We start from the raw sequence: 26,807 nt of genomic DNA, 5'->3' as shown, positions 1-26,807 counted from the left end.
GGTTATGGCTTCTGGGGAGTGATATATATTTTGGCATCGGCTGGCATGCCCGCTTTGAGTTCGAGATCAGGATTGGGAAGATCAATTTTGACGGCAAACATAAGTTTGGTTCTTTCGTCTTTGGTTTGTACGGTTTTTGGGGTAAACTCTGCCTTGGGAGAGATAAAAACAACTTTGCCTTCGTATTTTTTATTGGGAAAGGTGTCTACAAAGATTTCGGCTTTTTGGCCGATTTTCACAAGGCCCAACTTGGTTTCTGGAATGTAGATTTTGATCCAGCAATGGCGAAGATTGGCCATGGTGAGAATAGCCGACCCGGGGAAGGCAATCTCTCCAGGATTGAGATTTCGAGAGACGATAAATCCATCTATGGGGGCCCGAATGATACTATTTTTTGCTGAAAGAGAGGCTATATCCAGATTGGCTTGAGCTATCTGATAGGCTGTTGAGATGGATTCAAAGTCTCTTGTGGAAAGAGAACCGGCTTCGTAAAGCTCTTTGGCTCGCTTGTAATTGGCCAGGGCATTTTCGTAGTTGGCTATGGCTGACTTTTCCTGAGCGGAGAGCTCTTCTCCTTCTAATCGAACGAGAATATCTCCTTTCTTGACCTCGTCGCCTTCCTGTACAGTGACATCGGCAATTCTTGCCATGATCTTGGAAGCCACATCTATCTCTGTAACTTCAATAGTTCCGCTTCCCTCAATGATATTGGTTTCCTTTTCTCTTTTGCGGATCACATCGAAGTAGAGGGTTAGCCCGACGAGAGAGAGAACGACCACCAGGAGGGGAAGAATGGGTCTTTTCATGTTTTTCCTCGATGAAGTCTAAGGATATGCTTATTATTATATGAGGAAAGGGAAAAATGTCAAGTAGGAGGGAGGAAATCCTCGTTGCTCAAGAGCGTTCTTTTTTTAATGAAAAGAGACCCTTGCACATTTGTGCAAAGGCCTCGAAAAACAAAACGGCCGTCTTCCCAAAGGAAGACGGCTGGGTTTTATCTCGTCTGGAAGAAGAGCTTGCCGTTTTTGAAGTCCACCGTAATGGTCTGGCCTTCTCGTACTTCCCCCGAAAGAATATGGACAGAAATGGGATCCAGAAGCAGGTTTTGTAACGCTCGTTTGAGAGGTCGTGCCCCAAACTCCTCATCATATCCTTCTTGAGCCAAATAGTTTTTGGCCGCTTCGGTGAGTTCCAGTTTGATCTTTTTGGCGGCGAGACGCTCTCTGATACGGCGAAGCTGAATCTCTATGATATCTTTCATGTGTTCGCTACTCAGCTTGTGGAAGCTCACAATCTCGTCAATGCGATTCAAAAACTCTGGCCTGAAGTATTCCTTGAGAAGGGCGCGCATCCTTTCGTCCATCTCTTCTTTCTCCTTAGGAGAGGTGAATCCCTGGATACTCGGAGAGAGGTTGGAACCGATATTGCTCGTCATGATGATCACCGTGTTGGTAAAGTTGACGGTTCGTCCCTGGCCATCAGTGAGCCTTCCATCATCCATAATCTGCAAAAGGATGTTGAAGACATCTGGATGGGCCTTCTCAATCTCATCGAAGAGGATAACGGCATAGGGACGCCGTCTGATTACCTCGGTGAGTTGTCCACCCTCTTCGTATCCTACATAGCCAGGAGGGGCTCCAATGAGACGCTGCACACTGAATTTCTCCATGTATTCGCTCATATCAATGCGGACAAGGGCCCTTTCTGTGTCAAAGAGAAACTCAGCAAGTGCCTTGGAGAGTTCTGTTTTTCCCACACCTGTGGGCCCAAGGAAGAGAAAACTTCCGATGGGACGGTTTTCCTCCTGGATGCCTGCCCGGGAACGGCGTATGGCGTTGGCCACAGCCTTGATGGCGTGGTCCTGTCCTACCACGCGAGCCTTGAGGGCATCCTCCAAGTGAAGAAGCCGTTGTTTCTCTGACTCAAGCATTCGACTCACAGGGATTCCTGTCCACTCGGAAACCACACGGGCGATATCTTCTTCAGTGATTTCCTCTCTCAGAAGACGTTCGCCACTCTCCATAGCATTCAGTTTTTGCTGGAGGGCTTCCAGTTGTTTTTGTTTCTCTGGGATCCGGCCGTAGCGGATTTCTGCTACTTTGTCAAGCTGGCCGGACCGCTGGTAACGTTCTTCTTCTATACGGAGATTATCAATTTCCTGGTTGATGTCTTTGATCTGGCGGATAATCTCTCGCTCCTGGGTCCATTTGCTTTTAAGCGCCGTGGCTTTTTCCTGAAGCTCAGAAAGTTCTTTCTCTACTTTTTGGAGCTGTTCAGCAGAGTCTGGACCCTTTTCCTTTTTCAGGGCTTCTTTTTCGATGGAGAGCCGGAGAATTTTTCTCTCTAAGTCATCAATCACCTGTGGCTGGCTCTCTATCTCAAGGCGGATTTTGGAGGCGGCCTCATCGACGAGGTCAATAGCCTTGTCCGGGAGGTGGCGTTCGGTGATATAGCGCACCGAGAGCTGAGCAGCAGCTACTAACGCCGAATCAGCAATACGAATACCATGGTGGAGTTCGTATTTCTCCTTCAGACCACGGAGGATGGAGATGGTATCCTCGATGGATGGTTCAGCGACATACACGGCCTGGAAACGCCTCTCGAGGGCCTTGTCTTTTTCGATGTACTTGCGGTACTCGTCAAGGGTGGTGGCACCAATAACCTTGATTTCTCCACGGGCGAGCGCTGGCTTGATCATGTTGCCTGCATCGATGGCTCCTTCAGCAGATCCAGCCCCTACAATGGTATGAAGCTCATCAATGAAGAGGATAATCTCCCCGTTGGAGTCAACCACCTCTTTCAAAAGCGCCTTGAAACGCTCTTCGAATTCACCTCGAAACTTGGTACCGGCAATGAGAAGCCCCAAATCGAGGGAGAGGATTCGTTTGTTTTTGAGGCTATCAGGAACGTCTCCACTCACAATACGACGGGCTATGCCTTCGACGATAGCGGTTTTTCCCACACCGGCTTCTCCGATGAGGACGGGATTGTTTTTGGTACGACGGGTGAGTACCTGCATGGCACGGCGGATCTCAGCGTCTCGTCCTATTACAGGGTCAAGTTTGCCCTGACGGGCAAGTTCGGTGAGATCCCGGGTATATTTTTCCAAGGCCTGGTATTTTCCTTCGGGGGTTTCATCGGTGACCCGATGAGAACCACGGAGGTTTTTGATGGCTAAAAGGATCCTGTCATAACGGAGGTTAACACTCTCAAAGAGCTGCTTGAGTCCACTCTCTTTTGTGTTGACAATGCCAAGGAGGAGATGTTCAGTACTCACATACTCATCGTGCATCTTGCCCATTTCCTGGAAGGCCCTATCCATGGCCTCAGTCAGCTCTTTGCCAAAATAGTTTTGCCAGGCGCCTTCTACATGGGGTTTCTGAGAGAGCCTTTCTTCTAAAAGGGAAGACAGTTTCCCAATGGGCACTTCAAGCTGGGAGAGGATAGGGCGTACCAGTCCATCCTCCTGCTCCATAAGGGCTAACAGAAGATGCTCACTCTCCACAGCCTGATGACCATGACGGGAAGCTATTTCAATAGCCCCTTCTATGGCTTCTCTTGCCTTGACAGTGAGTCTATTCATGTTCATCATAGACGACTCCTTTTTCTCTTTTTGAGTATAATATACAGAGAAAAGAGGGAGTCGTCAAGAATTTTTGTATCATTAAGACTCTCTATGCATCATTTTGATACACGTATTCCCCTTCGCCCGGGTGGTAGTGCAGGAGGAGAAACGACACATCGTCTCCCCGCGGGTAACGTCCACGAAAGTTTTTGAGGTCCTTCCAGATGGCTTCACGAATGAGTTGAGGGTTGGTGCTTCCTTTGAGAATACGGTAAAGCCTTTTTTCTCCATAGAACTCGCCGGAGGGATTCTTTTGTTCCACGATTCCATCAGAGAAGAAGAGGAGCATATCATCTCTGTGGAGCTGGATTCGGGAGGGTTTTGGATTGATGTAGTCAAAAAGCCCAAGGGGAACATTGCTCTCTTCCATTTCTAGTTTGTAGATGGAGTGTTTTCTTCGGATGGCAATGTGTCCATGTCCCATATCCCAGACGTGGCATACCCCGCTTTTTTCATGGAGTACGGCAAATACCCCGGTGAGATACTTTTCCCCATGGAAGGCGGCAAAGAGGTAGTTATTCAAAAGGTGGAGAAATTCACCTATCTTTTTTCGTTCAAAATCAAAGGCCTGAAACATCCCGCTCAGGCTTGTGGTGATAAGAGAGGCGCTTGGACCCTTTCCAGCCACATCGCAGAGAAGAAGGACAATACCATCGGGGAGTGTTTTCCAGGCATAGAAGTCCCCTCCTACCTCTTTGGCGGCATGACTTGCCCCAAAGAGACTGAAAAGCGGACGGTTATATACAAGTTCTTCGGGCACGAGGTTTTTCTGCACATCACGGGCTGCTCGAATATCCTTTTGCATGATGCGGGAGAGATAGATGAGAAGGTCTCTGGTAGAGAATATGCCGATAAACCTTTCTTTTTCATCCTTGAGGATAAAGAATTCTTCCTCTCGGCTTTCCATATGGTCGGACAATTCCTCAGCAAGAGAGTAGATATGAATCTGATAGAAGTAACTTCTTGCGGATTGGACAAGGCTCTCGACATTTCTGTGGCGATAAACGTCAAGCATGTAGGGTTGGGTCATAGCAGAGAGAAAGCGCTCTCGAATGATAATCCCCTTCACCGTCATGTCATCGTCCACCACACCACAGGCGGGGATATACGGATGATGCTGGAGATCGTGAAGAAGGTCTGTGACTTTTGTTTTTTCATGAACGTAGAAGCGAGAGGAGATGAGTCTCAGGGCTATCTCTCCTGAGACTTTGGGGGTGGGGTTTTCTTTGAGAATAAGGGGCCGGCTTTCTTCATCTGTTTCTTGCGTTTCTAATGAACGGGGAATTTCTGGAGTAGAACGAACGAGGATGGTTTTCTGCTCCTTCATAACCTGCCTCCTTGAAAGAGTTTGCTATGAGTGTACCACAATTTTATGAAGAGAAAATGAAAAGAATGTGAATTTTTGGTGAAAAAATCAGGCTGAAAAAATACATAGTGAGAAAAGTATCTGGTTTATGAGGGAAGAATTCTCAATTCTTGGGAGGGGATGAGAGGCTTATGGTAAAGGTGAGTGTTCCCTTTTCATTGGTCAGGGTATAGGTGCCCGCTGAGAGGTTGGTGAGAGAGAGGTGGTTTTTGGCTTCTCCCTGGAAAATAATTTTGTCCTTGGAAAGAGAGAGGGCGGACAGGTCTCCTTCAATGGAGAGGTTAAATGAGTCTTTTTCATAACTGATGGTGAGGGTGATCCCAAGGGTGTGTGAGGTGTATTGCCAGAGAGAGGAAGCGTTGGTTCGTGTAGCAGGAAGGGGAAGAGGGGAGAGTTTTCCAAGAAGGGTTTCTACGGCTTCTTTTGTTTGGTGAAAAGCGAGGGTAAAATGGTCAACAAGCGCTGGTTGTGGGAGAGGCTGTGGGGAAAGACTCATCATCCTGGCATGGGAACGGTTGATCTCAAGCAGTTCGGCAAGACACACAGAACAGGTTTCGAGGTGTTTTTCCATGGCTTTGAGACGGTCTGGGGAAAGTCTTTTTTCGAGGTAGGCAAGCCAGGTGGTGAGGTCATATTCCTGACAAAACATAGGGTTCTCCTGTAGGGTTATGAATGAGGTATTTGAGTCTGGTTTCAGCAAGGGCGAGTCGGTGTTTTCCTTCTCGCGGGGAGGAAAAGAGTCTTCCAAAAATGCGGAAAAGGTCTCGATTGGTAAGCAGTATTTGCTTCCGTAAACGTTCTCTTTTTGTTTCTAATTTGAGAAGTTTCTGGAGGTTCTTTTGGGTTTTGTTTTCCGGGTATTGCATGAGGGTTTTGAGTTGAGCGATTTCGTCAAAGAGAAGGGAGAGCTGATCGCTTATCTGGCGGAGATTGTCTATATCCTTGAGTTTGGTGGTGATGAGGTCTCTCTGGATATCTAAAAGTTCGAGATAGGATTTGCCGGTGAGGGAACGGGTGAGGGAGAGGTCTTCTGGGGAAAGTTCTTCGGGAAGATAAAACCATTTGATCCAGAGTTTGTCATAGGGTTTGAGGTTCTCCATGGCTTTTCGAAGGGTTTCCCAGCAACTGTTTTCATCATCGAAAAGCGGAGAAGACATGTCTTCTTCAATGGGAAGAGAGGGTTCAGGGAGTTTCCGCCAACGGCAGAAGTCGAGATAACGGTGGCGGAGGATGGTTACAAACCACAGAGAAAAGGACGAACAAAGGGATTCATTCCATTGTTCCAAGATGTTTTCAAGTCTTTCTCTCATGTAGAGATAGAAATCCCCACAACTGTCTTCATCACTTTTGTAAACCAGTCGGGGAAAGTTATAGATAAAAACAGCCACTTCCTGATGGAGGGATTCAAGGACGCTTCTCTCCCCTGCGAGATATCTCTTGAGAAGGGGGATAATCTTTTGATCGTCAAGAGACATGGGTTACATTTCAATGAGTTTGACAGTGACACCAGCAAGGGATTCTAAGGCGTTGACCATCTCGGTTACGGGGCCTTGTGGGTCTACTTCGAGGAAAATGATGCCTTCGGAGGAGGTTTCCTGTTCGTGGAGACCGAGTCTTACGAGAATGCTTGTCCCGTAGGTGGTGAGGACTTTCTGGACGTTGGGAGCGGTGTTTTCTCTTCTTTCAATCTTGATGAGGAGAAACTGGCGCATAAAGCCTCCTTTTTCCGACTGTTTTTAAGCTCTTTCTGTGTTATTATATATTTTTCTTTGGAAAAATGCAAGTAAAAAGAAGTGATATGGACAGAGAAAGGGCTTATTTTGTCTTTTCACATAGGAAACTGAATACCTATCTCCACATTTGACAAAGAAGAAAAAGAGTAAGGAAAATAGAAAGACTATTCTCTCGAATTTACAGAGATGGGCTTCTCCTGGGGAGAATGACCATGGAGAGCGAGGGGCTATCCCCATATTTCAGCCACAACCGGCGGTTTTTGCTGAAACATGGTGATAGCCATGGTCGTCTTCACCGGGGCTACGCTTGAGAGGGGTTCTGGTTTGCTGAAATATGGTGAGAGCCGCTAGCTCACGTTTGCACGACCTTAGCTGAAATAGGGTGATAGGGGGGGCTTTTGTGGGACATGGAAAAGGTTAAACGTTTAAGCTAACAGTTGCTTTGCTGAAATATGGTAATAGCCACAGGACTCTATTCTGTTTAGAGGCTGGTTAAACGTTTAACCAAGCAAATGTCTTGCTGAAACATGGTGATAGCCCCGACTTCATATCCCCAAGGATCCCCTTCTTGCTGAAACATCGCCATAGCCCCTCCAGCCCCTGCCTGCGGTGCCTTCTGACAGAAGCCACCAGGGGAACACATGCCCCGCGGACCTGGTGGGAGAAGGCCCTCCCTGGAGAAGGAGGCCCTCCCTGGAGAAGGAGGCCCTCCCTGGAGAAGGAGGCCCGTTCTTTTTTTACCCCCCCTTATTTTTTCTGTACCCCACTTCGACTTCGCTCAGTATCCGCCTGGCCGCTTTTGCGGTTATGAAAAGGGCCCTTTGGTTTCCGACGGGAAAGTCCTTCCGACGGGAGGACACAGGAGGTGTCCGGGGCGACCTCTTCTGTTGCCCTGCCCGAAAAGCCCACCGAAGCGAAGCCGCGGGGACCCCGCTTTGGCGGGGAATCGGCGAAGCAAGGTGGGCGTTCTTCTTCCGATGTCAGGAGGACGAGTGGAGGTCGCCCACGGAGGAAGGACTTGCCCTCCCAGGAGAAACGTCCCCCATGGCCCGCAAAAGCGGCCCACCATCCGTCCGAGGCGCATGCGTAGCATGCGACGAGGACAGGGCTTTTCTTGAGCCGGTGCAGGGGCGGGGAGCCCCCTAGGTTCTATCCAGGTGGGCGGTTGAAACAGGATGATAGCCCCTGATGGTACAAAAGGCAACAGCCCGAAAACTTGAATTTTTGCTCTCTTGTGGCTACAATAAACAGGAAACGGAGAGATGACTCCAAAGGAGGTTGTGTATGAAAAAAATGCTTTTCCTTTTTATGATGATGGCTTTTTCGCTGGGTTTTGCCCAGACAAATGCCTTTTCGGGAAGTGGGTATGACACGTCATATTTTGAAATATCCATAGGCTTTGGTTGGCCCTGGGATATAGGGCCGAGTATTCGCTTCAAGGGAGTCTATGGCTATATGATAGACAGAGCTCTTTCTTTGCATGGAGGACTTGATTATGGCTATGCCAGTCGCCAGGAAACTCTCAGTAATATTACCTCAAGCGGGGTATCTACCACCGTTCTGGAGAGTGATGTTCAGGCCCATCTTGTGAAGGCGCTTGTTGGTCTTCGTATTACCTGGCCATGGGTGGTATGGGAACCGGTTCGTTTTTTTACAGAGTTTGATGTGGGGTATTCTCTTTTGTGGAATTTTTATACCCGTTTAGCGGATAGAAATCTCTATTTCTATGCGGGTGATTTTTTGAGTTTCCAGATTGTGCCGGGGGCTATTATTCCTTTGGGTGAGAAATCACAGGCAATTGTGGGTTTGTGTCTTGATATAGCCAGTGTGTCCCGAAACACCCCCCTTGGAGAATACACCGTGAAGGAGAAGATTAATCTCTCCGGTGTAGGTCTTCTCTTGGGTGTTGGCTTTCGCTGGTAGGAGGGAATATGCGTAAGAATAGTTCTTTTGTGGCGGTGGTTTTGGGGGTTCTTTTAGTTCTCATGGGGGTGGCATTCCTTTTGGGTTCCTGGATTCCTGGTTTGTCCGGCTTTTCACTCTGGCCACTCTTTCTTCTTCTCCCCGTGGTGAGTATGCTTCTTGGGGTTCAGAGCCGAAAAGATCTTGCAAAAGTTATTTTCTGGGTTACCTATTTGACCTATCTTGTGGTTTTTTTCCTTGTTTTGAATTTCATAGGCTGGGAAACGATGGAACGCCTCTGGCCGCATTTCATCATAGCGGCTGCGGCGAGTTTTCTCTCTGAATTTTTTGTTACCTTAGAGACAAACAAACTCTGGGAGACTTTGATTGCCGCTTTGATTGGGGCTTATTTTTTGATTCCTGGACTTCCCTTTCAGATTCTGGGAGGGGTTCTGCTTATTTTGTGGGGAGGAAAGCTTTTGATTCAGTCTCTTTTCTTTTCTGTGAAAAAGAAGGAATAAACGAGTTTTTATATTAAGGAGGAGACGACTCCATGTTAGGGATTTTTGTACTGGTGTTAGGTCTTTTTGCCCTGATCAAAGGAGGCGACTGGTTGGTGGAAGGAAGTGTCTCTATTGCCAAACGGCTCAATGTACCTGAAATCGTGATAGGGCTTACGTTAGTGGCTTTTGGGACATCGGCTCCTGAACTTCTGGTCAATATCTTTGCGGCCATTCAGGGCAAAGGGGATATTGCGTTGGGTAATATTCTTGGCTCCAATATTGCCAATATTGCCCTTATTTTGGGAGTGAGTCTTTTTTTTCGTGATCTTCTTATCAAGAAGACCACAACAGCCTTTGAGATTCCACTGGTGATTCTGTCTGCTTTTCTTCTCATTGTGTTGGCCGGAGATAGATGGATTGATGGAAGAGGGATTGTAGAACTCTGTCGAAGCGAAGGGATTGTCCTTCTTCTCTTTTTTGTGATCTTTTTGATTTACAATGGTTTCTTGGCTGTCAAAGAGGGTTTTGAGGGTGAAGAGGACATCAAAACCTATAGTCTCCCTGTAGGGATTCTTCTCTTTTTTGTTGGGCTTGGTCTTCTTATCATAGGGGGGAAACTTACGGTGGATGGAGCCGTCTCTACGGCCCGCTGGATAGGGGTTCCTGAACGTATTATTGCCCTTACTATCGTGGCGGTGGGGACAAGTCTTCCTGAGATGGTCACATCCATCATGGCGGCGAAAAAAGGGTCGTCTGATATTGCGGTGGGCAATGTCCTTGGAAGCAATATCTTCAATGTCTTTTTTATCCTTGGTATTTCAGCCCTTATTCGTCCTTTAGGTATTTCCAGTGGTATCCAGAGAGATCTGTGGGTAAACCTTGGGGTATCCCTTCTGTGCTGGGTGCTTGTTCTTTTTGGTCGGGGAAAAATCTCAAGAAAGAGCGGGGCGGTTTTTGTTGGCTTTTATGTTCTGTATCTTCTTCAACTGGTGGTATTCCCATGATGATCCTTGGTGGTATCATTGGCATAGTGGCAGGGATACTCAGTGGGCTTTTGGGTATTGGGGGGGCTATAGTGATTATTCCTGCGCTGGTTTTTCTGTTGGGTTTTGATCAGAAGCTTGCTCAGGGAACGACGCTGATGCTTATGCTTCCCCCTATAGGGATTTTGGCTTTTTTAGAATACTATCGTCAGGGAATGGTCAATATCCCGCTGGGGATTGTGATTGCCGTATTCTTTGTTGTAGGGGCTTGGCTTGGCGCAAAAATAGCTCTGAGTATAGACCCACATCTTCTCAGGCGGTTGTTTGCTCTTTTTCTTGGGTTTGTGGCGGCGAGGCTCTGGTTTTCTTGACAAAGGTTGGGTTTTTGATTAGAATATAAAAAACACAGAAAAGAGGTAGGATATGGCCGTTTCTCTTGACGTGCTTTTTCAGGTTTCCTATGGCCTGTATATTGTGACCGCTGAGGTGGAGGGAAGGGTGAATGGTTGTCTTATCAATACCCTTTGTCAGGTCAATTCTGAGCCACCTACCTTTCAGGTTATTCTGAATAAACTCAATCTCACCCATGAGTATATTGCGAAAAGTGGATACTTTGGGGTAAGTATCCTTGATGAGGGGGCTCCTTTTGAGTTTTTGGGACGGTTTGGATTTCGTTCCGGGAGGCAAACGGACAAGATAGACGAAACCGTGGCTATTCTTCGCTCCCCCGAGGGTATTCCTGTGGTGAAAAGTTATGCCCTTTCCTATCTGACGTGTCAGGTGTTCAAAACGGTGGATGTGGATACACATACCATCTTTATAGGCAAACTACTTTCTGCTGAAAGGTTGGCGGAGGGGATTCCCCTGACCTACACATACTATCGAGAGGTGAAGAAGGGCAAAACAGCCAAGAATGCCCCTACCTATATTTCCCCGGAGAAAAAAACGATTCTTTCTCAGGAGGCCAGTATGGCAAAATATGTCTGTAATGTGTGTGGGTACATCTATGACCCTGCCATTGGTGATCCCGATGGTGGCGTGGCTGCCGGCACCCCCTTTGAGTCTCTCCCGGACACATGGGTATGTCCTGTCTGTGGGGTAGGCAAGGACCAATTTAGCAAGATGTAAGCCCGGAAAAGTCCAGAGGGTTATCCTGTGGACTTTTCGTTTTTATTTTGATTTGAAAGGAGAAGCCTTATGTCTCTCAGAAAGATCATGGATGGAATTTATGCGGTAGGGGGTATTGACTGGCACAGGACATCTTTTGATGAACTCACCCCTTTGCATGAGGGGACTACCTACAATTGTTATTACGTTCAGGGAAGCGAAAAGAATGCGCTTATTGATACCATTGAACCCAAGATGATGCATGTCCTTCTTGGGAATCTCAATCGTCTTGGGGTGAAAAAACTGGACTATGTGATCTCAAATCATGCTGAACAGGATCACTCTGGCAGTCTTCCCAAGATTCTTGAGATTTTCCCTGAGGCAAAACTGGTTACCAATGCCAAAGCAAAACCGATGCTTCAGGATCTTCTTCTTTTGCCTGAGGAGAGGTTTCTTGTTATTGAGGATAGGGCCACCCTTTCTCTGGGCAACTGGACACTTGAGTTTATTCTTTTTCCATGGGTGCACTGGCCAGAGACTATGTTTACCTTTCTGAGGGAGAAAAAAATCCTTTTCTCTGGCGATCTTTTTGGTTCTCATTATGCTTCCAGTGAACTTTTTGCGTCTGCCCATGATGAGGCTCTCTACGATGGAGCGAAACGGTATTTTGCCGAGATCATGTATCCCTTCAGGCAGAACATTGCGAGTGGTTTTGAGAAGATTCTCAGTCTTGGGCCTTCTTTGATTGCGCCTACTCATGGGCCTGTGTATGATAAGCCGGAGGTTATTCTCTCTCTCTATCGAGACTGGACATCAGGAGTGATGCGAAATAAGGTGATCATACCCTTTATCTCCATGCATGGGAGTACCGAGGTGATGGTCAATTATCTCATTGATCGCCTGATTGACAGGGGAATAGAGGCGGTGCCATTTCATCTTTCTCATGTGGATGTGGGTCAATTGGCCATGGAACTCATTGATACCCCAACGGTGGTGGTGGGGGTGAGTGCTGTGCTTGGAGGGATGCATCCAGCGATGGCGTATATTCTCTATTTCCTGAATCTTATGCGCCCTGGTGTTAAACACGTGGGGGTTCTTGCTTCTTATGGGTGGGGATCCAAAATGCTTGACCATATTCAGTCTTCGATAACCAACTACAAACCTGAGTTTCTGGAACCGGTGATGGTGAAGGGGTTCCCCAAGGAGGGGGATTTTGTGCTCATTGACAAATTGGCGGATACCATTCTGGAAAAGCATCGCTCTCTTGGGATAGCGTAGGGGGATTTTCTCCTTCTGCTATAGGATAAAATCAGAAAGAGAAGGGAGGGCGTATGAAGCTGGTTCTTTCTTCGCAGGAGTGGGATATTCTCTCCACATGGGCGGACAAGGTGCTGGTAGGGGGACGATGGGGTGATGGACGGATGACGGTGGGAGAAGAAGAGAGAGTTCTGGAAATGGTCAGGCAGCGTCCCAAAAGCTGGGAGATATCTTCCCTGGAACTTCGGGTCCTTCGCTACTGGATAGAAAATCTTTCGGTGCTTTCTCCACGTGAAAAACAGTTGGCGGAAAAGATCTCGGCTTTATCAGAGAAATAGACTTATGATAAGGAGACGATGAGGGGATGTTTTTTCGAACACTGCGGGAACATTATCTTCCCTTGCTTTCGGCGAAGGAGGAATACGCCAAGTTAGATTGGGAAGATGGTTACTCTCATCGAAAACGCTTTGAGGTGCTTGTCTCGCGTGTGGATCTTGGAGGGAAATCTCTTCTGGATGTGGGTTGTGGGGTGGGAAGTCTCTATCGTTTTTTGCGGCAGCAGGGGATCTCGTGTGAATATACGGGGATCGATGTTTTGCCGGAAATGATAGCTTTGGCGAAGCAGTACTCTCCTGAGAGCAGGTTTCTCTGTGGTGATCCATTTGAAAGAGATTTTTTCTCACCTGAGGATTTTGATGTCGTGTATGCTTCAGGGATTTTTAATCTTGATACAGGAAAGGGGAAAAGCTTTCTCTATGAAGCGGTAGAAAAGATGAGCCAGTGGGCGAAAAGCACCATTGTCTTTAATGCTCTGCATTGTCGCTCTCATTGTCGTGAGGAGCCTTACCTCTACTATGATCCTGAGGAGGTGCTTTCTTTTCTTCAAGAGAGATATCCCTACCGGATAATTCTCGTGGATGATTATCTTATCAACGATTTTACGATAGTGATGGAGAAAAACCCTCGCTTTTGATGAAGGCAAGCACGTGCCGTTCAATATCATCACGTATCTCTCGCATTTTGGCAAGATTTTCTTCCTCTGTTCCTGTCAGGTTGGCAGGGTTGGGGAAACTCCACTCTATGCGGATGTTTCTTCCCGGAAAGATCGGACATCTCTCAGCGGCTTCCTTCTCACAGACGGTAATCACATAGTCGTATTTGCGGCCCTCTTTGTAAAGGTCAAACACACCCTTGGGGCGTTGCTGGGAGATATCTATGCCTTTTTCTGCCATAACCTGAACCGCCAAAGGGTTTAGCGTTCCTGGGGTAATGCCTCCACTCTCAGCGATGAAGTGCCCTGCTCCCCAGTGATTGAGAAAAGCCTCTGCCATCTGGCTTCGTGCTGCGTTGTGGACACAGACAAAAAGAACACGAATCATATTTTGCCTCCTTGGGAACTCTATTATAAAAGAGAAATATGAAAATATTGAGACCTTTGCACGAATGTGCAAAGGTCTCAAGAGAGTAATAAAAAAGCAAAAATAGTATAAAAATATTCCTTTCCATAATAAACAAGCCTATTTTTTGGATAAAAAAAGATAAATAAACCTTTGTAAACAGAAAAAACGGGGTTTCAGGGGCGTGGCCCCTGACCCAGAGAGGGGGAGAAAACACCCCTGCAAGGGTCTCATACTATGAATTTTTGGTGAAAAAATGGTGAATTTGTGAAGGGGGAGGAGCTGTTTCTTATGGAGATGTCTTCTCTGGGTGTGTTTCCTCAAGGTGGAGAAGTTGACACCCCTCCCCTCTCTGGTTATAATAATATGACTTTGACTTTCTGGAGGCTGTGATGCTTTTTCTTGGTGTGAATATTGATCATGTGGCTACTCTCAGACAGGTTCGTCTTGCTTCCTATCCTGATCCTGTGGAGATTGCTCCCTTAGTAGAAAAGGCCGGAGCACATGGAATTACCGTCCATCTTCGGGAGGATAGGCGTCATATTCAGGAGGATGATGTTCGGAGGCTGAGGGATACCATCACGACGAGGCTCAATCTCGAGCTTGCCCTGAGTGAAGAGATTATCCGGATAGCCCTTGAGGTGAGGCCGGATGAGGTCTGTCTTGTTCCTGAGAGGCGGGCGGAACTGACTACGGAGGGTGGGCTGGATGTGGTCTCTCAGAAAGAAAAAATCAGGGAAGTGGTGGAGAGGTTCCATGAGAAGGGTATAAAAACCAGCCTTTTTATTGATCCTGATCCGATTCAGATTGAGGCTTCTTTAGCCACAGGAACGGATATGGTGGAACTTCATACAGGGCGTTATGCCGAGGCCAGGGGGGAGACAAGGGAGAAGGAATATCAAAGGCTCTGTGAGGGGGCAAAACGAGCGGCTTTGCTTGGGCTTCAGGTGAATGCGGGACATGGGCTGAATTATGAGAATACCTTTCCTATAGCCTCTATCCCCGAACTTCATACCTTGAATATCGGGCATGCCATTGTTGCCCGTGCCCTTTTTGTGGGAATGGAACAGGCGGTGAGGGAGATGCTTGGGGTGATGCATCGAGGAAGAAAAGAAGGAGTATAAATATGCCTGATGTGGTTTGTCTGGGAGAAATTCTCGTCGATATGACCCCTCACCAGGGACCGGTGGGGACACTCTATGAACCAAACCCCGGGGGTGCCCCGGCTAATGTGGCAGTGGCTATTTCCCGTCTTGGAGGAAAGGCCGGGTTCATCGGAAGTGTGGGGAAGGATTTTTTTGGGGATCTTTTACGCCGTACCCTTGAAACCAATCAGGTGGATACAGGATGTGTAAAGATGACTTCCTCGGCACCTACGACGCTTGCCTTTGTTCATCTCGATAATCGGGGGGAGAGAAGTTTTAGCTTCTATCGTTCTCCGGGGGCTGATCTTTTTCTTCCCTGGGGAAGATCAGAAAAAGCGCTCATTGACTCGTGTCGTCTTTTTCACTTTGGCTCTCTTTCTATGACCACCTCTTTTACCAGAAAAATTACTACTAGAGCTCTCTCCTATGCAAAGAAACAGGGTAAACTCCTCTCCTTTGATCCCAATCTTCGTCCTTCGCTGTGGAAAAATCTTGAGCAAGCAAGAAAAACCATTCTTGCTGTTTTGAAGAGGGTGGATATTCTCAAACTCTCTGAAGAGGAGTTGTTCTTTCTCTCCGGGGCTTCAGACTTTCAGGGGGGACTTACCTGGGCAAAAAACCTTCGTCTTCCCCTTGTTATGATTACCCGTGGGGGGGAAGGAGTGGTATGTCTTTACAAAGGAGCCATGCTTTCTACAGGGAGTTATCAGGTTCAGGTGGTGGATACCACGGGTGCCGGTGATGCTTTTGTGGGGGGATTTCTTTTTAGGCTTCTTCAGGAATCGGATGTGTTTTCTCTTTCGAATGAGAGGATGCTTGACCATCTACGGTTTGCTTCAGCGGTAGCGGCGCTCACCGTCTCCCGGCGTGGGGCTATTCCGGCCCTTCCTTCTCGAGAGGAGGTGGAGAGGTTTTTGGCTCAGTATGGCTCTCAGGCGGGAGTATGAGAAGGGTTGGGCTCTTTGGGAGTGCCTTCAATCCCCCTCATCGAGGGCATGTGAGGCTTGTTGAAACAGCCTATGAGTTTTTGAAGCTAAACGAGATCCTTTTTGTACCCACCAGGCTTCCTCCCCATAAACCCCTTGAAGAAATATGGGGATATGAGGTGAGGGTTCTTTTGGCTTCTGTGGCGTTTTGCCTTGAAAGTCCTTTAGAGATGAAAAAGAGGATAGAAGGGCTTTCTTCTTTGAAGGAAAAGAATCTTGAAACTTTTTTTTCCTGTTATGAAGAGTATTATCATCCAAAGAAAGGCTGGAAGCTCTGGGAAGCAGAAAAAGAAAGAGAGGGGCCTTCCTATACGATTGATACCCTGCGAATCTACCACACCTCTTTCCCAGAGGACAGAGTGTTTCTTTTGATAGGGCAGGATCAGGCTATGGCCTTTGAGACCTGGAGGGAGTACACGGAAATTTTGAGGCTTGCCACCGTGTGTGTGGCCACACGTCCCGGAGGTGGGGAACTTCCTTCCTTGCCCTTTGTGAGGCTTCCCTCTTTTGAGGAGGACGTGGCTTCGTCTCGCCTTCGACAGGCATGGAAAGAAGGACTTCCCCTCTCTGGACTTGTTCCGAAACCGGTAGAGGTACTTTTGGCCCTTCTCGTTAGCCAATAAAACGGGCGTGGAGTACCTGTACAGCCTTTTCCACCAAGTCTTTGCGAATGACGACGGAGATCTTGATTTCTGAGGTAGAGATCATCTCGATGTTGATGTTGTTTTTGGCCAGTTCCTCAAAGACCGCAGCCGCCACTCCAAAGGTGGTTTTCATCCCGATACCTACCACAGAAACAATACCGATGTTCTCATCGTATTCGACGTTAGAAGCCCCAATCTCTTTCTGGACTTCTTTCATGACTTCTTTGGCATCGTTGAGATCGGTGGCTAAAATGGTGAAAGCGATCTCACTTTTCCCATCGTGTCCTACTGATTGAACAATCATATTGACATTGATTTTGTTGTCGGCCAAACGCTGAAAGATTTTTGCCGCCACACCAGGTTTGTCAGGAACTCCGACAATACTGATGCGAACCTCATCGGTTTTTTTGGCAATGCCGGAAACAACCATGTTTTCCATACCCTTATACTCCTTGACTATAAGTGTTCCTTCGTTTTCTACGAAGGTAGAAAGAACCCGCAGGGGGACATTGTACTTCATGGCAAACATCACGGAACGGTCGTGGAGAACCTTGGCTCCAAGAGAAGCCAGTTCAAGCATCTCATCGAAAGTGATCACATCGTATTTTTTGGCCTGAGGGACAATGCGTGGGTCAGCCGAATAGACACCATCGACATCGGTATAGATATCACAACGATCCGCCTTGAGGGCAGCGGCTACAGCAACAGCCGTGGTGTCAGATCCCCCACGTCCAAGGGTGGTAATATTGAAGTTTTCATCCACGCCCTGAAATCCAGCCAAAACCACGATATACCCTTCGTCTAAGGCTTTGCGAATGCGAGAGGTATCAATATCAAGGATCTTGGCTTTGGTATAATCAGAGGTGGTTCTGATACCTACCTGAAGGGCATTGAAGGAAATCGCTTTGGCACCAATATCATTGAGAGCAATAGCTAACAGCGCGATGGAAATCTGTTCTCCCGTGGAGACGAGCATGTCCATTTCTCGTTTGTTCGGATTGGGAGTGATTTGTTTTCCCAGATTGATGAGGTAATCGGTATTGCCGCTCATGGCCGAAACCACGACCACCACCTCATGCCCGGCATCTCGTGTTGCCTTGACTTTCTTGGCTACGTTTTTGATGCGTTCGATGTCGCCAACGGACGTTCCTCCAAACTTCTGGACAATAAGTGCCACCGCTTTCTCCTTATAGCAAAATAGAATATGGCTATTGTAAAGCAGGCTGAAAATTTTTTCAAACATTGAAGAAAAGAAAAGAATATACCGATACATTTTTAAGTCCCCGGTGTTTGTTTGAAAGAGGCCCCATTTCGTGGGGGGTGGTTTGAAGAAAATAGGTACGCGCCTTTCGCTCATTTTAATTGTGTTCACTCTGCTTATTATGGTGGTATTTGCCCTTTTGGTTTTCTTTGATGTCAGGAAAACCCTCTTTGAGGGCATACGCACAAGACTCAGAGATTATGCCTCTTTGGCCGCGGCAAGGATTCCGGGGGATGTGCATGCGTTACTCCGGACAGAAGAAGATATGAAGACCCCGGCGTATTCAAATTTAGTCGCTCTTTTGCAGGAGATTCGAAAGGATTGTGCTGATGTCATGTACATTTATACGATGCGTCAGTATGAGGACAAAACGATAAGGTTTGTTGTGGATGCAGACGGCTATCTGGAGGATGGGGCGAAGCTTGGGGATGTGTATGAAGAAACCACGCCTCTTCTTGTGGAAGCGACTACTTCTATTCCTACAGCGGTGGTGGAGGAGGAGTTTTCTGTGGATGAATGGGGGACCTTTCTTTCGGCGTATGCCCCGATTCTCACTTCAGATGGGAAACAGGATGGTATTGTGGGACTGGACATCTCTTTGAAAACAGTCCAGAGCTATTTGTCTGGTTTATGGATACGGATGATGGTGATTCTTTTTATCTCTTCTCTGCTCCTTATTCCTGCGATGATTCTTCTTTTCAAGGATATTGTGAAACCCATCAATGTCCTGATGGGGAATATTCAGAAACTTTCTGAGGGAGATTTTTCTTTTTCGGTGAATGAAAGATTTGCCAAACGTCATGATGAGATAGGGGAGCTTTTCCGGGCGTATGATTTTTTTCTGAAAAGTGCCAGACATATGATCGGGCTTATCAAAAAGCAGGCACGTTTACTTCAAGAGGTGGGGGAGGGGCTTGCTCTTCAAATGAAAGAGACGGTCAAGCGAACGGATACCATTGTGAAAAGTATTCTCAATATTAAACAGCATATTCTCACGCAAAGCACCAGTATCACGGCGACAGGCGAGGCCATTCATCATATAACGGAAAAGATCGAGGTTCTGGATGAACTTATCGAAAAACAGGCCACAGTGGTTCAAACGTCGGTTCAGGCTATTGCTGGGGTTTTGCATGGTATAGCCGAGATAAATGAGACACTCAGAAACAATCGTCATGATATGGAAAAATTGAAAGAATCTTCCACAACAGGCAAGACAGCCCTTTCTCATATCATGGGAGAGATCAAAGAGGTGTCCCGACAGTCTGAGAATCTTTTAGAGGTGAGTCAGGTTATTCAGGATATTGCTACGGAAACCAATATGTTAGCCATCAATGCGGCCCTTGAGGCGGCTCACACAGGAGCAGCCGGGAAGGGATTTGCCGTCGTGGCTGATAAGGTAAAACGGCTTGCCCAGTCCACGGGAGAAAAGGCCAAAACCGTGGCACACATGATAGAAAAGATAAAAAACTCCATTGATACCATTACCCATCTCACGGAGGATGCGCTTGAGAAGTTTTTGCTCATGGAACAGAAGGTACAGAAGGTTGGGGAACAGGAAAGTTCCATGGCAGGGATTATGGAAGAGCAGAATTTGCAAAATGAAAAGGTTCTTCATATTCTCAGGGAATTGAAGGAGATAACAGAAGAGGTGAAAGCCAAATCAAGAGAGATGATGCAGGAAAATAACGCGATTCGTCAGGAAGCTACCACCCTTGGTGGGGTAACGCAAGAGACTTCTCTCGATATGGAAACTATGGCCAAACAAACAGTGGATATCTTTATGGCTATTGAAAAGGCCAATGAACTCACCGAAGAGAACAAAGAGAGGATATCTTCTGTGATCTCTGAGGTGGAACGGTTCAAAGAAGAGTAAAAAGAGACCTTTGCACGGATGTGCAAAGGTCTCAAAAAAGTAGAGAAAAACAAAATGGAGTCTGAAAATATTCCTTGCAGGAATAAATGACCCTATTTTTTGAATAAAAAAGACAAACAAGCCCCTGGAAATAGAAAAAGCGGGGTTTCAGGAGCGTAGCCCCTGACCTAAACAGGGGAAGAAAACACCCGTGCAAGGGTCTCAAAAATTGCTTTTTCCCGACTTTTTCGGTATAGTATAGGCGTGTGATGAGGAGAGAACATGAAGGCGGATAATGTATTTCGGGTGATGGCCCTGGGGGATATTGTGGGGGACGCAGGGAGAAAGGTTCTCCAGATGCGGCTTTTGCATCTCCAGAGAAAATATCAACCGGATCTCATTGTGGCCAATGGAGAGAATGCAGCCCATGGCTTTGGTATCACCAAAAAGATTGTGGAAGAATTTCTCAACTGGGGGATTGATGTTATCACAGCCGGAAATCATATCTGGCAGCGCAAGGAGATTTTCGATTTTGTAGATACAACCCCACAACTCATTCGTCCTCTCAACTATCCGCCGGGTACCCCGGGAAAGGGTTTTTATCGTTTTGAGAAAAAGGGCATGGATATAGTGGTGGTGAATATTATGGGGCGAATTTATATGGAGCCTATTGATTGCCCTTTTCGTGCGATGGATGATCTCTTGGCTTCTCTCTCAGGAGAGGATGTGCTGATTCTTGTGGATTTTCACGCAGAGGCCACCAGTGAAAAACAACTGATGGGCTGGCATCTTGATGGTCGTGTGCATGCGGTTTGGGGAACGCATACCCATATTCCTACGGCGGATGAACGAATTCTTCCTAAAAAGACCGCTTATATCAGTGATATCGGGATGTGTGGGGCGGTGTATTCGGTGATAGGCATGAATGTGTCTGAATCAGTTCGACGCGTGATTCAGCATTTGCCTGTGCGATTTTCTCCTGCGACGGAAGGCGATCTGGAACTTCAGGGTATTCTGATTGATTTTGATAGGCGCTCAAAAAAGCCACTTCTCATTCAACGTCTCTCGGAGAGGGTTTCTCAGGAATCTTCGTAGAAGAGAGGTTTGGAGATTTACTTTTTGTGTGACGATGTCTCTTCCGTGAAATGTGACGCACCAGAAAACCAAAATCCCTTCGACACAAATCTCTTGAGACCTTTACACGAATGTGTAAAGGTCTCAAGAAAGTAATAAAAAACAAAAAGCAGTATAAAAATGTTCCTTTCCATAATAAACAAGCCTATTTTTTTTGGATAAAAAAGACAAATAAACCCTTGTAAACAGAAAAAAACGGGGTTTCAGGGGCGCAGCCCCTGACCCAAACAGGGGAAGAAAATACCCGTGCAAGGGTCTTTTCTTGTTTTTACTTTACAAAAAGCCCTTTTTTGCCTAAAATAAACAGAGAAAATTTTGTCTTTTGAGGTGAGGTATGGAGTTTACCAAAGAATGGATTGATTCTCTCACGATTGATCCGGTAGCGATTATCCGCAAAATTTCAGAGCAGCTCAGTATTCCTGTGCATCAGGTCCAGGCAACGGTGAATCTACTCAAGGAAGGGAACACCATTCCCTTTATTTCCCGTTATCGAAAGGAAGTAACGGGGTCTCTCAATGAAGTCCAGGTGAGAGACATCTCTCATCAGTTAACCTATCTTGAAAACCTTGAAGAACGTAAGTTAGAGGTAGTGCGAAGTATCTTCTCTCAGGGGAAGCTCACGGAGGATCTCTTTGTCAATATTCATAAATGCCAGACGCTGACGGAGCTTGAGGATCTCTACGCTCCCTATAAGAAGAAAAAGAAAACCAGGGCGATGATTGCCATGGAAAAGGGGCTTGCACCGCTTGCTGACTACATGGAGCAACAACCGGATGTGGAGAAGGAGGCTGAAAAGTATCTTAATCCCGAACTGGGGGTCAATACTGTGGAGGAAGCCCTTCAGGGAGCGATGGATATCATTGCCGAACGTGTGGCCCAGGATATGGACAGACGTGCTGTGGTGAGAGAGTATGTGCAGAAAACAGGCAAATTTGAGGTCAAGGGACTCAAGGAAGCCGATGTGAGTGTGTACAAGATGTACTATGACTATACCAAGTCTCTTTCTGACCTGAAAGCCCATCATGTATTGGCCATCAATCGAGGAGAGCGAGAGGGTGAGCTTGAGGCTTCTCTTGTTTTTGATATGGATGAGGGACTTGCCAAGCTTCTTCATACTTATACTATAGCCAATAGTTATCACAGGGCGGCTATTGAGGATGGGTACAAGAGGCTTCTTGTGCCTTCTGTACTGCGAGAAATCCGCACCCAGCTTACCCAGCAGGCGGAACACCATGGCATCAGTGTGTTTGCCGAAAATCTCAAACACCTTCTCATGCAGCCACCTATCAAACGGACAAGGGTGCTTGCGATTGATACCGGTATTCGTACGGGAAGTAAGTGTGTGGCTCTTGATGAGAATGGCAAATACCTTGGGCATTTTGTTATCTATCAGCATCAGCCAGATAGAGCCAAAGCCCTTCTTGTGGATGCGATTCAGAAGTACCAGTCTGAACTTATAGCCATTGGGAATGGAACCGGCTCACACGAGGTTCAGTTTTTGGTTTCTGAGATGATCAGTGAGTATAATCTCCCTATTCAGTTTACGGTGGTGGATGAGGATGGGGCTTCGGTGTATTCGGCTTCGGAAATAGCCATTGAGGAGTTTCCTGATCTTGATCTGACGGTACGTGGGGCTATTTCTATTGGCCGACGATTGCAGGATCCCCTTGCTGAACTTGTCAAGATTGAACCCAAAGCGTTAGGGGTAGGACTCTATCAACACGATGTAGATCAGAAGGAGTTAGCCACCAAACTTGATGAGACAGTGGAATCAGTAGTGAACCAGGTGGGGGTGAATATCAATACAGCTTCAGCGGCTCTTTTGCGTTATGTATCAGGAGTAAGTTCCATTCTTGCCAAAAATATTATCGAATATCGTAATGCCCGTGGAGCCTTTCGAAGTCGTGAAGAACTCAAGAAAGTTCCTGGTTTTGGTCCCAAAACCTTTGAACAGGCGGCAGGGTTTCTCAAGGTACCTGAGTCGGAGGAGTATCTTGATAACACGTGGGTCCATCCAGAAAATTACCCCTTGGCGAGAGAGATTCTTTCCTATATGAGGGAGAAAAAGGAGCTGACGAAAGAGGTGATTGCTTCTCTCAAGGCGAAGTATGGGGTGGGTGATACCACGATTCAGGATATCATTCAGGAGCTTCGAAAACCAAACCGTGATCCACGAGAGGATTATCCACAGCCTATTCTTCAAAAAGGGGTGGTTCAGTTTGAGGATCTCAAGGTGGGAATGAAGGTAAAAGGCAAGGTAAAGAATGTGGTGGATTTTGGGGCTTTTGTGGATATTGGGATCAAGGAAACGGCGCTTGTTCATCTCTCCCAGTTGAGTGATTCGTTTATTCACCATCCTTCAGAGGTACTCAAGGTGGGGGATATACGGGAATTCACCATTGTGGAGATTGATGTTTTGCGGAAACGAATTGGGCTTTCTCTCAAGAGTGATCCCTTTGCGGTGACGAAACCAAAACCGCAAAATCGAGACGAGAAACGGGGTGGGGATTCTGGAAAAACGGGTGGAAATCGGGTGAGTAGCAGGCCGGCTGAGCGAAAATCTTCGGTAGCGAGTCCTACGCTTGGAGATTTTCTCAAAAATGTCAAATTTGACAAATAGGAGAACGATTGATGGATATCCTTGTGGAAGTATTCAAGGCCATTCTTTTTGGGATTGTAGAAGGGGTTACGGAATTTCTGCCCATCAGCAGTACAGGACACCTTATTCTTCTGGATAGGGTGGTGAAATTGGCCGGCTCAGAGAACTTTGTGACCACCTTTGAGGTAGTGATTCAGTTGGGAGCCATTCTTTCTGTGGTAGTACTTTACTTTCAAGAACTCTGGCCCTTTGGAAAAGAAGAGAAAACCCGTCAGATATGGAGAACCTGGGTAATGGTTCTCGTGGCCACAATACCGGCTTTTGTCCTTGGTTTTCTATTGGATGACTGGATTGAGAGCGTTCTCTTTACTCCCGTGGTGGTCAGTGTGGCCTTGATTCTGTATGGGGCAATGCTTTTGGTGATAGAGTGGTGGGGAGAACGGCACTTTGATCACAGAACGCCACTTGAGCTTTTGTCTTTTCGTCAGGCGGTGGGGATAGGGCTTTTTCAGTGTCTTGCCCTTGTTCCAGGAACCTCAAGGTCACTGGCTACGATTTTAGGGGGACTTGTTCTTGGACTCTCCAGGGAAAGTGCGGCCCGCTTTTCTTTTTTCCTTGCTATTCCGGTGATGGTGGGGGCTTCAGGACTGAAACTGATGAAGCATGCCTCGGCCTTTTCCCTGCAGGAGTTTGCTGTTTTAGGGACGGGGTTTGTGGTCTCTTTTGTGGTGGCCTGGCTTGCCATCAAGGGACTCATGCGGTATATCCAGAGGCATGATTTCAGGGTTTTTGGATATTATAGGATTCTTCTTGGTCTTCTTGTTCTTAGCCTTCTCTGGAAGGGTGTCATGTGAGGTTGGTGATAGGGTATCTCTGTCTTGGAGTGAGTGCTTTTCTTCTTCTCGCTGTCGTAAGCTTTCATCCTGAAGATACCGTGTTTCTTGTGTCCCAGCCGAACGTGATTACGGAAAACATAGCGGGTCGGCTTGGGGCGTGGGCTTCTTCTTATCTTGTGGTTATTTATGGCTTTCCATCGGCTCTTCTTCTTTCTTTTGGGTTGTTAGTGGTGGGGCTTCACGTGTTAGCGAAAAGCAAGGTGGGTCAAATCTGGCTGAAAGTGCTTCTCTTTTTCATAGCGACTATTTCGCTTTCTGTGGTGTGCGCGGTTTTCTCAAAAGAGGCGGATTACCGATGGGGGGGACTTGTGGGGCTTGCTATTGCCACGACGCTTTCAGAGGTGCTTCCTAAGCCGGTGATAGGGGGGATATTTCTCTTGTCTTTTCTCTGGGCGCTAGTGGCTTCTCTCAAAGTCTTGCAGAGGATACTTTTTGCTGTGGGAGCGGCAGTTGTGACTCTTGTGAGTACGCCAAAACGCCATCAGGAACTCTCGCAGGCTTTGGCCCCCTTAGAAGAAGATGGCTTTGAAGAGAGTTCTTTTGTTCCTGAAATAGAAGAGAAACGAGAGGAACCGGATTTTCTTCGGCGTCCTGTTCATGAAGAAGAAGAGGATGCCAATATTGAGGTACCTTTCTGGCTTGTGGATTCCTCGGCCTCTCGGGTTTTGAAAGAGGAGATGGCGCAGGCGTGTGGGATTACGCCTGTTTTGCCGGAGGAGAACAAAATCCAGGAGGAGGTGGTGTCACCAGAAGCCTTTTCTCTTGAAGAAAGTGTCGAAGAGATGGAGAAGGATGCCTCTTTTGTTCTGGAAGAACTTTCAGGGCAAGAGGAAAATAGGGAGGATGAGGGACTTTTTTCGTTTGCGTCCTCTTCAAAAGAAAAAGAGGAAAGTTCCTCTCCTTTTTCCTCTCGAGAAACGCTTTCTCTGCGCGATGATCAGGTAGAGGAACCACAGAAGAGGGGAAGTCTTTCTTATAAACCACCAGCCTCTTCTCTTTTAGAGGTGGATCTCAAGGAACGCTTTGGTCCCGAGGATGAAAATGAGGTCAAGGCTATTTCCCATCTCATTGAGATGACCTTCAAGAGTTTCAAGATAGATGTGAAGGTAGTTGGGTATAGTCGGGGACCGGCTATTACCCGGTATGAGATCCAGCCGCCGATAGGACTGAAACTCAGGTCGATTACCAACCTTGTGGATGATCTTGCGTTGAACCTGGGGGATGCGCATATTCGTATTGTGACACCGATCGGGGAACGGGGACTTATTGGTATTGAGGTGCCGAATCGAAAACGTCGGCATGTTCTCTTGCGAGAGGTTGTCGAAAGTGAAGAATTTCGAAAAAGTGGAGCCGTTCTCCCTCTTATCCTTGGCAAGGATATCACGGGGAATATCCTTGTCGATGATCTAACCGAAATGCCCCACCTGCTCATTGCAGGAACAACGGGGAGTGGAAAAAGTGTGTATGTCAATGCCTTTTTGGCAAGCCTTCTTTTCAAGAAGAGTTATGAAGAACTCCGTTTTCTTCTCATTGACCCGAAGATGGTGGAACTCGAGCTTTACAATGGGCTTCCCCACCTGCTTGCTCCTGTGATTACTCAACCAGAGGTAGCTATTGTGGTGCTTGAATGGGTTGTCCGGGAAATGGAGCGGCGCTACAAACTCTTCAGTGAACTTGGTGTACGAAATATGGCGGAATATCAAAGGGTTTGTCCACCAGAAAAGGGATTTGAGGCCCTCTATTACCTCATCGTGGTGATTGATGAGTTTGCGGATCTCATGCTTCGAATACCCAAGGAGACAGAAAGAGTGATTTCCCGTCTTGCCGCTATGGCTCGAGCGGTGGGGATTCATCTCGTTGTGGCTACACAGCGACCCAGTGTGGATGTGGTGACGGGAATTATCAAGGCAAACTTTCCCTCACGAATTGCCTTTCGGGTGAGTTCTCAGACCGACTCCCGTACTATCCTCGACAGGGGAGGGGCAGAAAAACTCCTTGGCAAAGGGGATATGCTCTTTCTCTCACCCAAGAATACGGATCTTTTGAGACTTCAGGCTCCTTATGTCTCCGGGAAGGAAATTGAAACCCTTGTCTATGAAATCAGGCGTCAGAAAAAGGTAGAGTATCTCCTCGATATTGATGAACTCATGGAAGAGGTGGAAAACCCTTCTCTCTCTGAGGGAGAACGGGGACCACGAGATCCCCTCTTTGAAGAGGCTCTTCGGCTTGCAGCGGAAACGGGAGAGGTGTCTGCTTCTTTTCTCCAGCGAAAACTTCGTATAGGATACAATCGCGCTTCCCGTATTGTGGATATGATGGAAAGTTTGCATATCCTTGGACCAAGTACCGGTACCAGTAAACCAAGACAGGTGCTTATTTCTCCTGAGGAGGTAGACAACTATCTTGAGGTAGAATAA

Annotated in this window: 24 protein-coding genes; 16 read left to right on the top strand and 8 right to left on the bottom strand. The window is 47.1% G+C overall.

The features are described from left to right. Positions 1–2 precede the first annotated feature (2 nt). The 6 genes from BREVNS_RS03925 to BREVNS_RS03900 all read right to left on the bottom strand — a co-directional run bounded on the left by BREVNS_RS03925 (position 3) and on the right by BREVNS_RS03900 (position 6,703). On the bottom strand, positions 3–806 hold the full coding sequence (locus BREVNS_RS03925; protein ID WP_483427753.1) for an HlyD family secretion protein: 804 nt from the start codon (positions 804–806) through the stop codon (positions 3–5). A 188-nt stretch (positions 807–994) separates the two neighbouring features. Further along, entirely contained in the window at positions 995–3,589 is a 2,595-nt protein-coding gene (clpB, locus tag BREVNS_RS03920) for an ATP-dependent chaperone ClpB (RefSeq protein ID WP_483428031.1), read from the bottom strand. Positions 3,590–3,674: 85 nt separating this feature from the next. Then, on the bottom strand, positions 3,675–4,952 hold the full coding sequence (locus tag BREVNS_RS03915) for a SpoIIE family protein phosphatase (RefSeq protein WP_483427752.1): 1,278 nt from the start codon (positions 4,950–4,952) through the stop codon (positions 3,675–3,677). Between the two features lie 142 nt (positions 4,953–5,094). Next, positions 5,095–5,640: an anti-sigma factor family protein gene (locus BREVNS_RS03910; protein ID WP_483427751.1), complete on the bottom strand. Its 546-nt coding sequence runs from the start codon at positions 5,638–5,640 to the stop codon at positions 5,095–5,097. Further along, a complete protein-coding gene (locus BREVNS_RS03905) occupies positions 5,621–6,466 on the bottom strand; it encodes a hypothetical protein (RefSeq protein WP_483427750.1) in 846 nt (281 codons plus the stop codon). Before BREVNS_RS03905 ends, BREVNS_RS03910 begins: the two co-directional genes overlap by 20 nt. Positions 6,467–6,469: 3 nt before the next feature. After that, on the bottom strand, positions 6,470–6,703 hold the full coding sequence (locus BREVNS_RS03900) for a hypothetical protein (protein WP_483427749.1): 234 nt from the start codon (positions 6,701–6,703) through the stop codon (positions 6,470–6,472). Positions 6,704–8,008: 1,305 nt separating this feature from the next. Between BREVNS_RS03900 and BREVNS_RS03895 the strand changes: the two genes are divergently transcribed. From BREVNS_RS03895 to BREVNS_RS03860, 8 genes are all read left to right on the top strand, one after another. After that, complete coding sequence (locus BREVNS_RS03895; RefSeq protein WP_483427748.1) at positions 8,009–8,647, top strand: hypothetical protein; 639 nt, start codon at positions 8,009–8,011, stop codon at positions 8,645–8,647. 8 nt (positions 8,648–8,655) lie between these two features. Continuing rightward, on the top strand, positions 8,656–9,147 hold the full coding sequence (locus tag BREVNS_RS03890; protein ID WP_483427747.1) for a hypothetical protein: 492 nt from the start codon (positions 8,656–8,658) through the stop codon (positions 9,145–9,147). Positions 9,148–9,179: 32 nt separating this feature from the next. Further along, complete coding sequence (locus BREVNS_RS03885; protein WP_483427746.1) at positions 9,180–10,133, top strand: calcium/sodium antiporter; 954 nt, start codon at positions 9,180–9,182, stop codon at positions 10,131–10,133. Next, complete coding sequence (locus tag BREVNS_RS03880; protein WP_483427745.1) at positions 10,130–10,483, top strand: TSUP family transporter; 354 nt, start codon at positions 10,130–10,132, stop codon at positions 10,481–10,483. The genes BREVNS_RS03885 and BREVNS_RS03880 overlap by 4 nt, the downstream gene beginning before the upstream one ends. 52 nt (positions 10,484–10,535) lie before the next feature. After that, positions 10,536–11,240: a rubredoxin gene (gene rd / locus BREVNS_RS03875; protein ID WP_483427744.1), complete on the top strand. Its 705-nt coding sequence runs from the start codon at positions 10,536–10,538 to the stop codon at positions 11,238–11,240. Positions 11,241–11,309: 69 nt separating this feature from the next. Then, positions 11,310–12,497: an FprA family A-type flavoprotein gene (locus tag BREVNS_RS03870; RefSeq protein ID WP_483427743.1), complete on the top strand. Its 1,188-nt coding sequence runs from the start codon at positions 11,310–11,312 to the stop codon at positions 12,495–12,497. Positions 12,498–12,550: 53 nt separating this feature from the next. Beyond that, entirely contained in the window at positions 12,551–12,814 is a 264-nt protein-coding gene (locus tag BREVNS_RS03865) for a hypothetical protein (protein WP_483427742.1), read from the top strand. Positions 12,815–12,840: 26 nt separating this feature from the next. After that, complete coding sequence (locus BREVNS_RS03860; RefSeq protein ID WP_483427741.1) at positions 12,841–13,449, top strand: class I SAM-dependent methyltransferase; 609 nt, start codon at positions 12,841–12,843, stop codon at positions 13,447–13,449. Here the strand turns inward: BREVNS_RS03860 and BREVNS_RS03855 are convergent. After that, positions 13,415–13,855, bottom strand: a complete 441-nt coding sequence (locus tag BREVNS_RS03855) for an arsenate reductase ArsC (protein WP_483427740.1) — start codon at positions 13,853–13,855, stop codon at positions 13,415–13,417. The genes BREVNS_RS03860 and BREVNS_RS03855 overlap by 35 nt on opposite strands. A gap of 410 nt (positions 13,856–14,265) precedes the next feature. Here BREVNS_RS03855 and pdxJ point away from each other — a divergent pair, with 410 nt between their 5' ends. From pdxJ to BREVNS_RS03840, 3 genes are read left to right on the top strand one after another with little or no spacing between them, the layout of a single operon-like run. Beyond that, the gene (gene pdxJ, locus BREVNS_RS03850) at positions 14,266–14,997 is read left to right on the top strand and encodes a pyridoxine 5'-phosphate synthase (RefSeq protein ID WP_483427739.1); all 732 of its coding nucleotides are present in this window, start codon (positions 14,266–14,268) and stop codon (positions 14,995–14,997) included. Between the two features lie 2 nt (positions 14,998–14,999). After that, the gene (locus tag BREVNS_RS03845) at positions 15,000–15,965 is read left to right on the top strand and encodes a carbohydrate kinase family protein (RefSeq protein WP_483427738.1); all 966 of its coding nucleotides are present in this window, start codon (positions 15,000–15,002) and stop codon (positions 15,963–15,965) included. Then, complete coding sequence (locus BREVNS_RS03840) at positions 15,962–16,627, top strand: nicotinate-nicotinamide nucleotide adenylyltransferase (RefSeq protein WP_483427737.1); 666 nt, start codon at positions 15,962–15,964, stop codon at positions 16,625–16,627. Before BREVNS_RS03845 ends, BREVNS_RS03840 begins: the two co-directional genes overlap by 4 nt. Here the strand turns inward: BREVNS_RS03840 and BREVNS_RS03835 are convergent. After that, the gene (locus tag BREVNS_RS03835) at positions 16,617–17,825 is read right to left on the bottom strand and encodes an aspartate kinase (RefSeq protein ID WP_483427736.1); all 1,209 of its coding nucleotides are present in this window, start codon (positions 17,823–17,825) and stop codon (positions 16,617–16,619) included. The genes BREVNS_RS03840 and BREVNS_RS03835 overlap by 11 nt on opposite strands. Positions 17,826–17,973: 148 nt before the next feature. On the opposite strand from BREVNS_RS03835, the gene BREVNS_RS03830 reads away from it, so the two are divergent. The 5 genes from BREVNS_RS03830 (at position 17,974) to BREVNS_RS03810 (ending at position 26,807) form a co-directional block, all read left to right on the top strand. Then, positions 17,974–19,782, top strand: a complete 1,809-nt coding sequence (locus BREVNS_RS03830; RefSeq protein WP_483427735.1) for a methyl-accepting chemotaxis protein — start codon at positions 17,974–17,976, stop codon at positions 19,780–19,782. Positions 19,783–20,043: 261 nt separating this feature from the next. After that, positions 20,044–20,856: a TIGR00282 family metallophosphoesterase gene (locus BREVNS_RS03825; protein ID WP_483427734.1), complete on the top strand. Its 813-nt coding sequence runs from the start codon at positions 20,044–20,046 to the stop codon at positions 20,854–20,856. Between the two features lie 373 nt (positions 20,857–21,229). After that, positions 21,230–23,515 carry a Tex family protein gene (locus BREVNS_RS03820; protein WP_483427733.1) on the top strand — a complete coding sequence of 762 codons (2,286 nt, stop codon included), beginning with the start codon at positions 21,230–21,232 and terminating at the stop codon, positions 23,513–23,515. Between the two features lie 11 nt (positions 23,516–23,526). Further along, positions 23,527–24,348 (top strand): undecaprenyl-diphosphate phosphatase, encoded by an 822-nt coding sequence (locus BREVNS_RS03815; RefSeq protein WP_483427732.1) that lies wholly within the window; start codon positions 23,527–23,529, stop codon positions 24,346–24,348. Then, positions 24,345–26,807 (top strand): FtsK/SpoIIIE family DNA translocase, encoded by a 2,463-nt coding sequence (locus BREVNS_RS03810; RefSeq protein ID WP_483427731.1) that lies wholly within the window; start codon positions 24,345–24,347, stop codon positions 26,805–26,807. Before BREVNS_RS03815 ends, BREVNS_RS03810 begins: the two co-directional genes overlap by 4 nt.

This window comes from Longinema margulisiae (genome assembly GCF_025266855.1).
Taxonomy (GTDB): domain Bacteria; phylum Spirochaetota; class Brevinematia; order Brevinematales; family Thermospiraceae; genus Thermospira.
Note: the sequence above shows the minus strand (reverse complement) of the source record. Positions and strands in the feature narration are given on the sequence as shown.

What these genes read in the sequence shown, in the direction of transcription:
- BREVNS_RS03925 (WP_483427753.1), bottom strand. Translation starts at nt 806, where the DNA reads ATGAAAAGACCCATTCTTCCCCTCCTGGTGGTCGTTCTCTCTCTCGTC.
- clpB (WP_483428031.1), bottom strand. Translation starts at nt 3,589, where the DNA reads ATGAACATGAATAGACTCACTGTCAAGGCAAGAGAAGCCATAGAAGGG.
- BREVNS_RS03915 (WP_483427752.1), bottom strand. Translation starts at nt 4,952, where the DNA reads ATGAAGGAGCAGAAAACCATCCTCGTTCGTTCTACTCCAGAAATTCCC.
- BREVNS_RS03910 (WP_483427751.1), bottom strand. Translation starts at nt 5,640, where the DNA reads ATGTTTTGTCAGGAATATGACCTCACCACCTGGCTTGCCTACCTCGAA.
- BREVNS_RS03905 (WP_483427750.1), bottom strand. Translation starts at nt 6,466, where the DNA reads ATGTCTCTTGACGATCAAAAGATTATCCCCCTTCTCAAGAGATATCTC.
- BREVNS_RS03900 (WP_483427749.1), bottom strand. Translation starts at nt 6,703, where the DNA reads ATGCGCCAGTTTCTCCTCATCAAGATTGAAAGAAGAGAAAACACCGCT.
- BREVNS_RS03895 (WP_483427748.1), top strand. Translation starts at nt 8,009, where the DNA reads ATGAAAAAAATGCTTTTCCTTTTTATGATGATGGCTTTTTCGCTGGGT.
- BREVNS_RS03890 (WP_483427747.1), top strand. Translation starts at nt 8,656, where the DNA reads ATGCGTAAGAATAGTTCTTTTGTGGCGGTGGTTTTGGGGGTTCTTTTA.
- BREVNS_RS03885 (WP_483427746.1), top strand. Translation starts at nt 9,180, where the DNA reads ATGTTAGGGATTTTTGTACTGGTGTTAGGTCTTTTTGCCCTGATCAAA.
- BREVNS_RS03880 (WP_483427745.1), top strand. Translation starts at nt 10,130, where the DNA reads ATGATGATCCTTGGTGGTATCATTGGCATAGTGGCAGGGATACTCAGT.
- rd (WP_483427744.1), top strand. Translation starts at nt 10,536, where the DNA reads ATGGCCGTTTCTCTTGACGTGCTTTTTCAGGTTTCCTATGGCCTGTAT.
- BREVNS_RS03870 (WP_483427743.1), top strand. Translation starts at nt 11,310, where the DNA reads ATGTCTCTCAGAAAGATCATGGATGGAATTTATGCGGTAGGGGGTATT.
- BREVNS_RS03865 (WP_483427742.1), top strand. Translation starts at nt 12,551, where the DNA reads ATGAAGCTGGTTCTTTCTTCGCAGGAGTGGGATATTCTCTCCACATGG.
- BREVNS_RS03860 (WP_483427741.1), top strand. Translation starts at nt 12,841, where the DNA reads ATGTTTTTTCGAACACTGCGGGAACATTATCTTCCCTTGCTTTCGGCG.
- BREVNS_RS03855 (WP_483427740.1), bottom strand. Translation starts at nt 13,855, where the DNA reads ATGATTCGTGTTCTTTTTGTCTGTGTCCACAACGCAGCACGAAGCCAG.
- pdxJ (WP_483427739.1), top strand. Translation starts at nt 14,266, where the DNA reads ATGCTTTTTCTTGGTGTGAATATTGATCATGTGGCTACTCTCAGACAG.
- BREVNS_RS03845 (WP_483427738.1), top strand. Translation starts at nt 15,000, where the DNA reads ATGCCTGATGTGGTTTGTCTGGGAGAAATTCTCGTCGATATGACCCCT.
- BREVNS_RS03840 (WP_483427737.1), top strand. Translation starts at nt 15,962, where the DNA reads ATGAGAAGGGTTGGGCTCTTTGGGAGTGCCTTCAATCCCCCTCATCGA.
- BREVNS_RS03825 (WP_483427734.1), top strand. Translation starts at nt 20,044, where the DNA reads ATGAAGGCGGATAATGTATTTCGGGTGATGGCCCTGGGGGATATTGTG.
- BREVNS_RS03820 (WP_483427733.1), top strand. Translation starts at nt 21,230, where the DNA reads ATGGAGTTTACCAAAGAATGGATTGATTCTCTCACGATTGATCCGGTA.
- BREVNS_RS03815 (WP_483427732.1), top strand. Translation starts at nt 23,527, where the DNA reads ATGGATATCCTTGTGGAAGTATTCAAGGCCATTCTTTTTGGGATTGTA.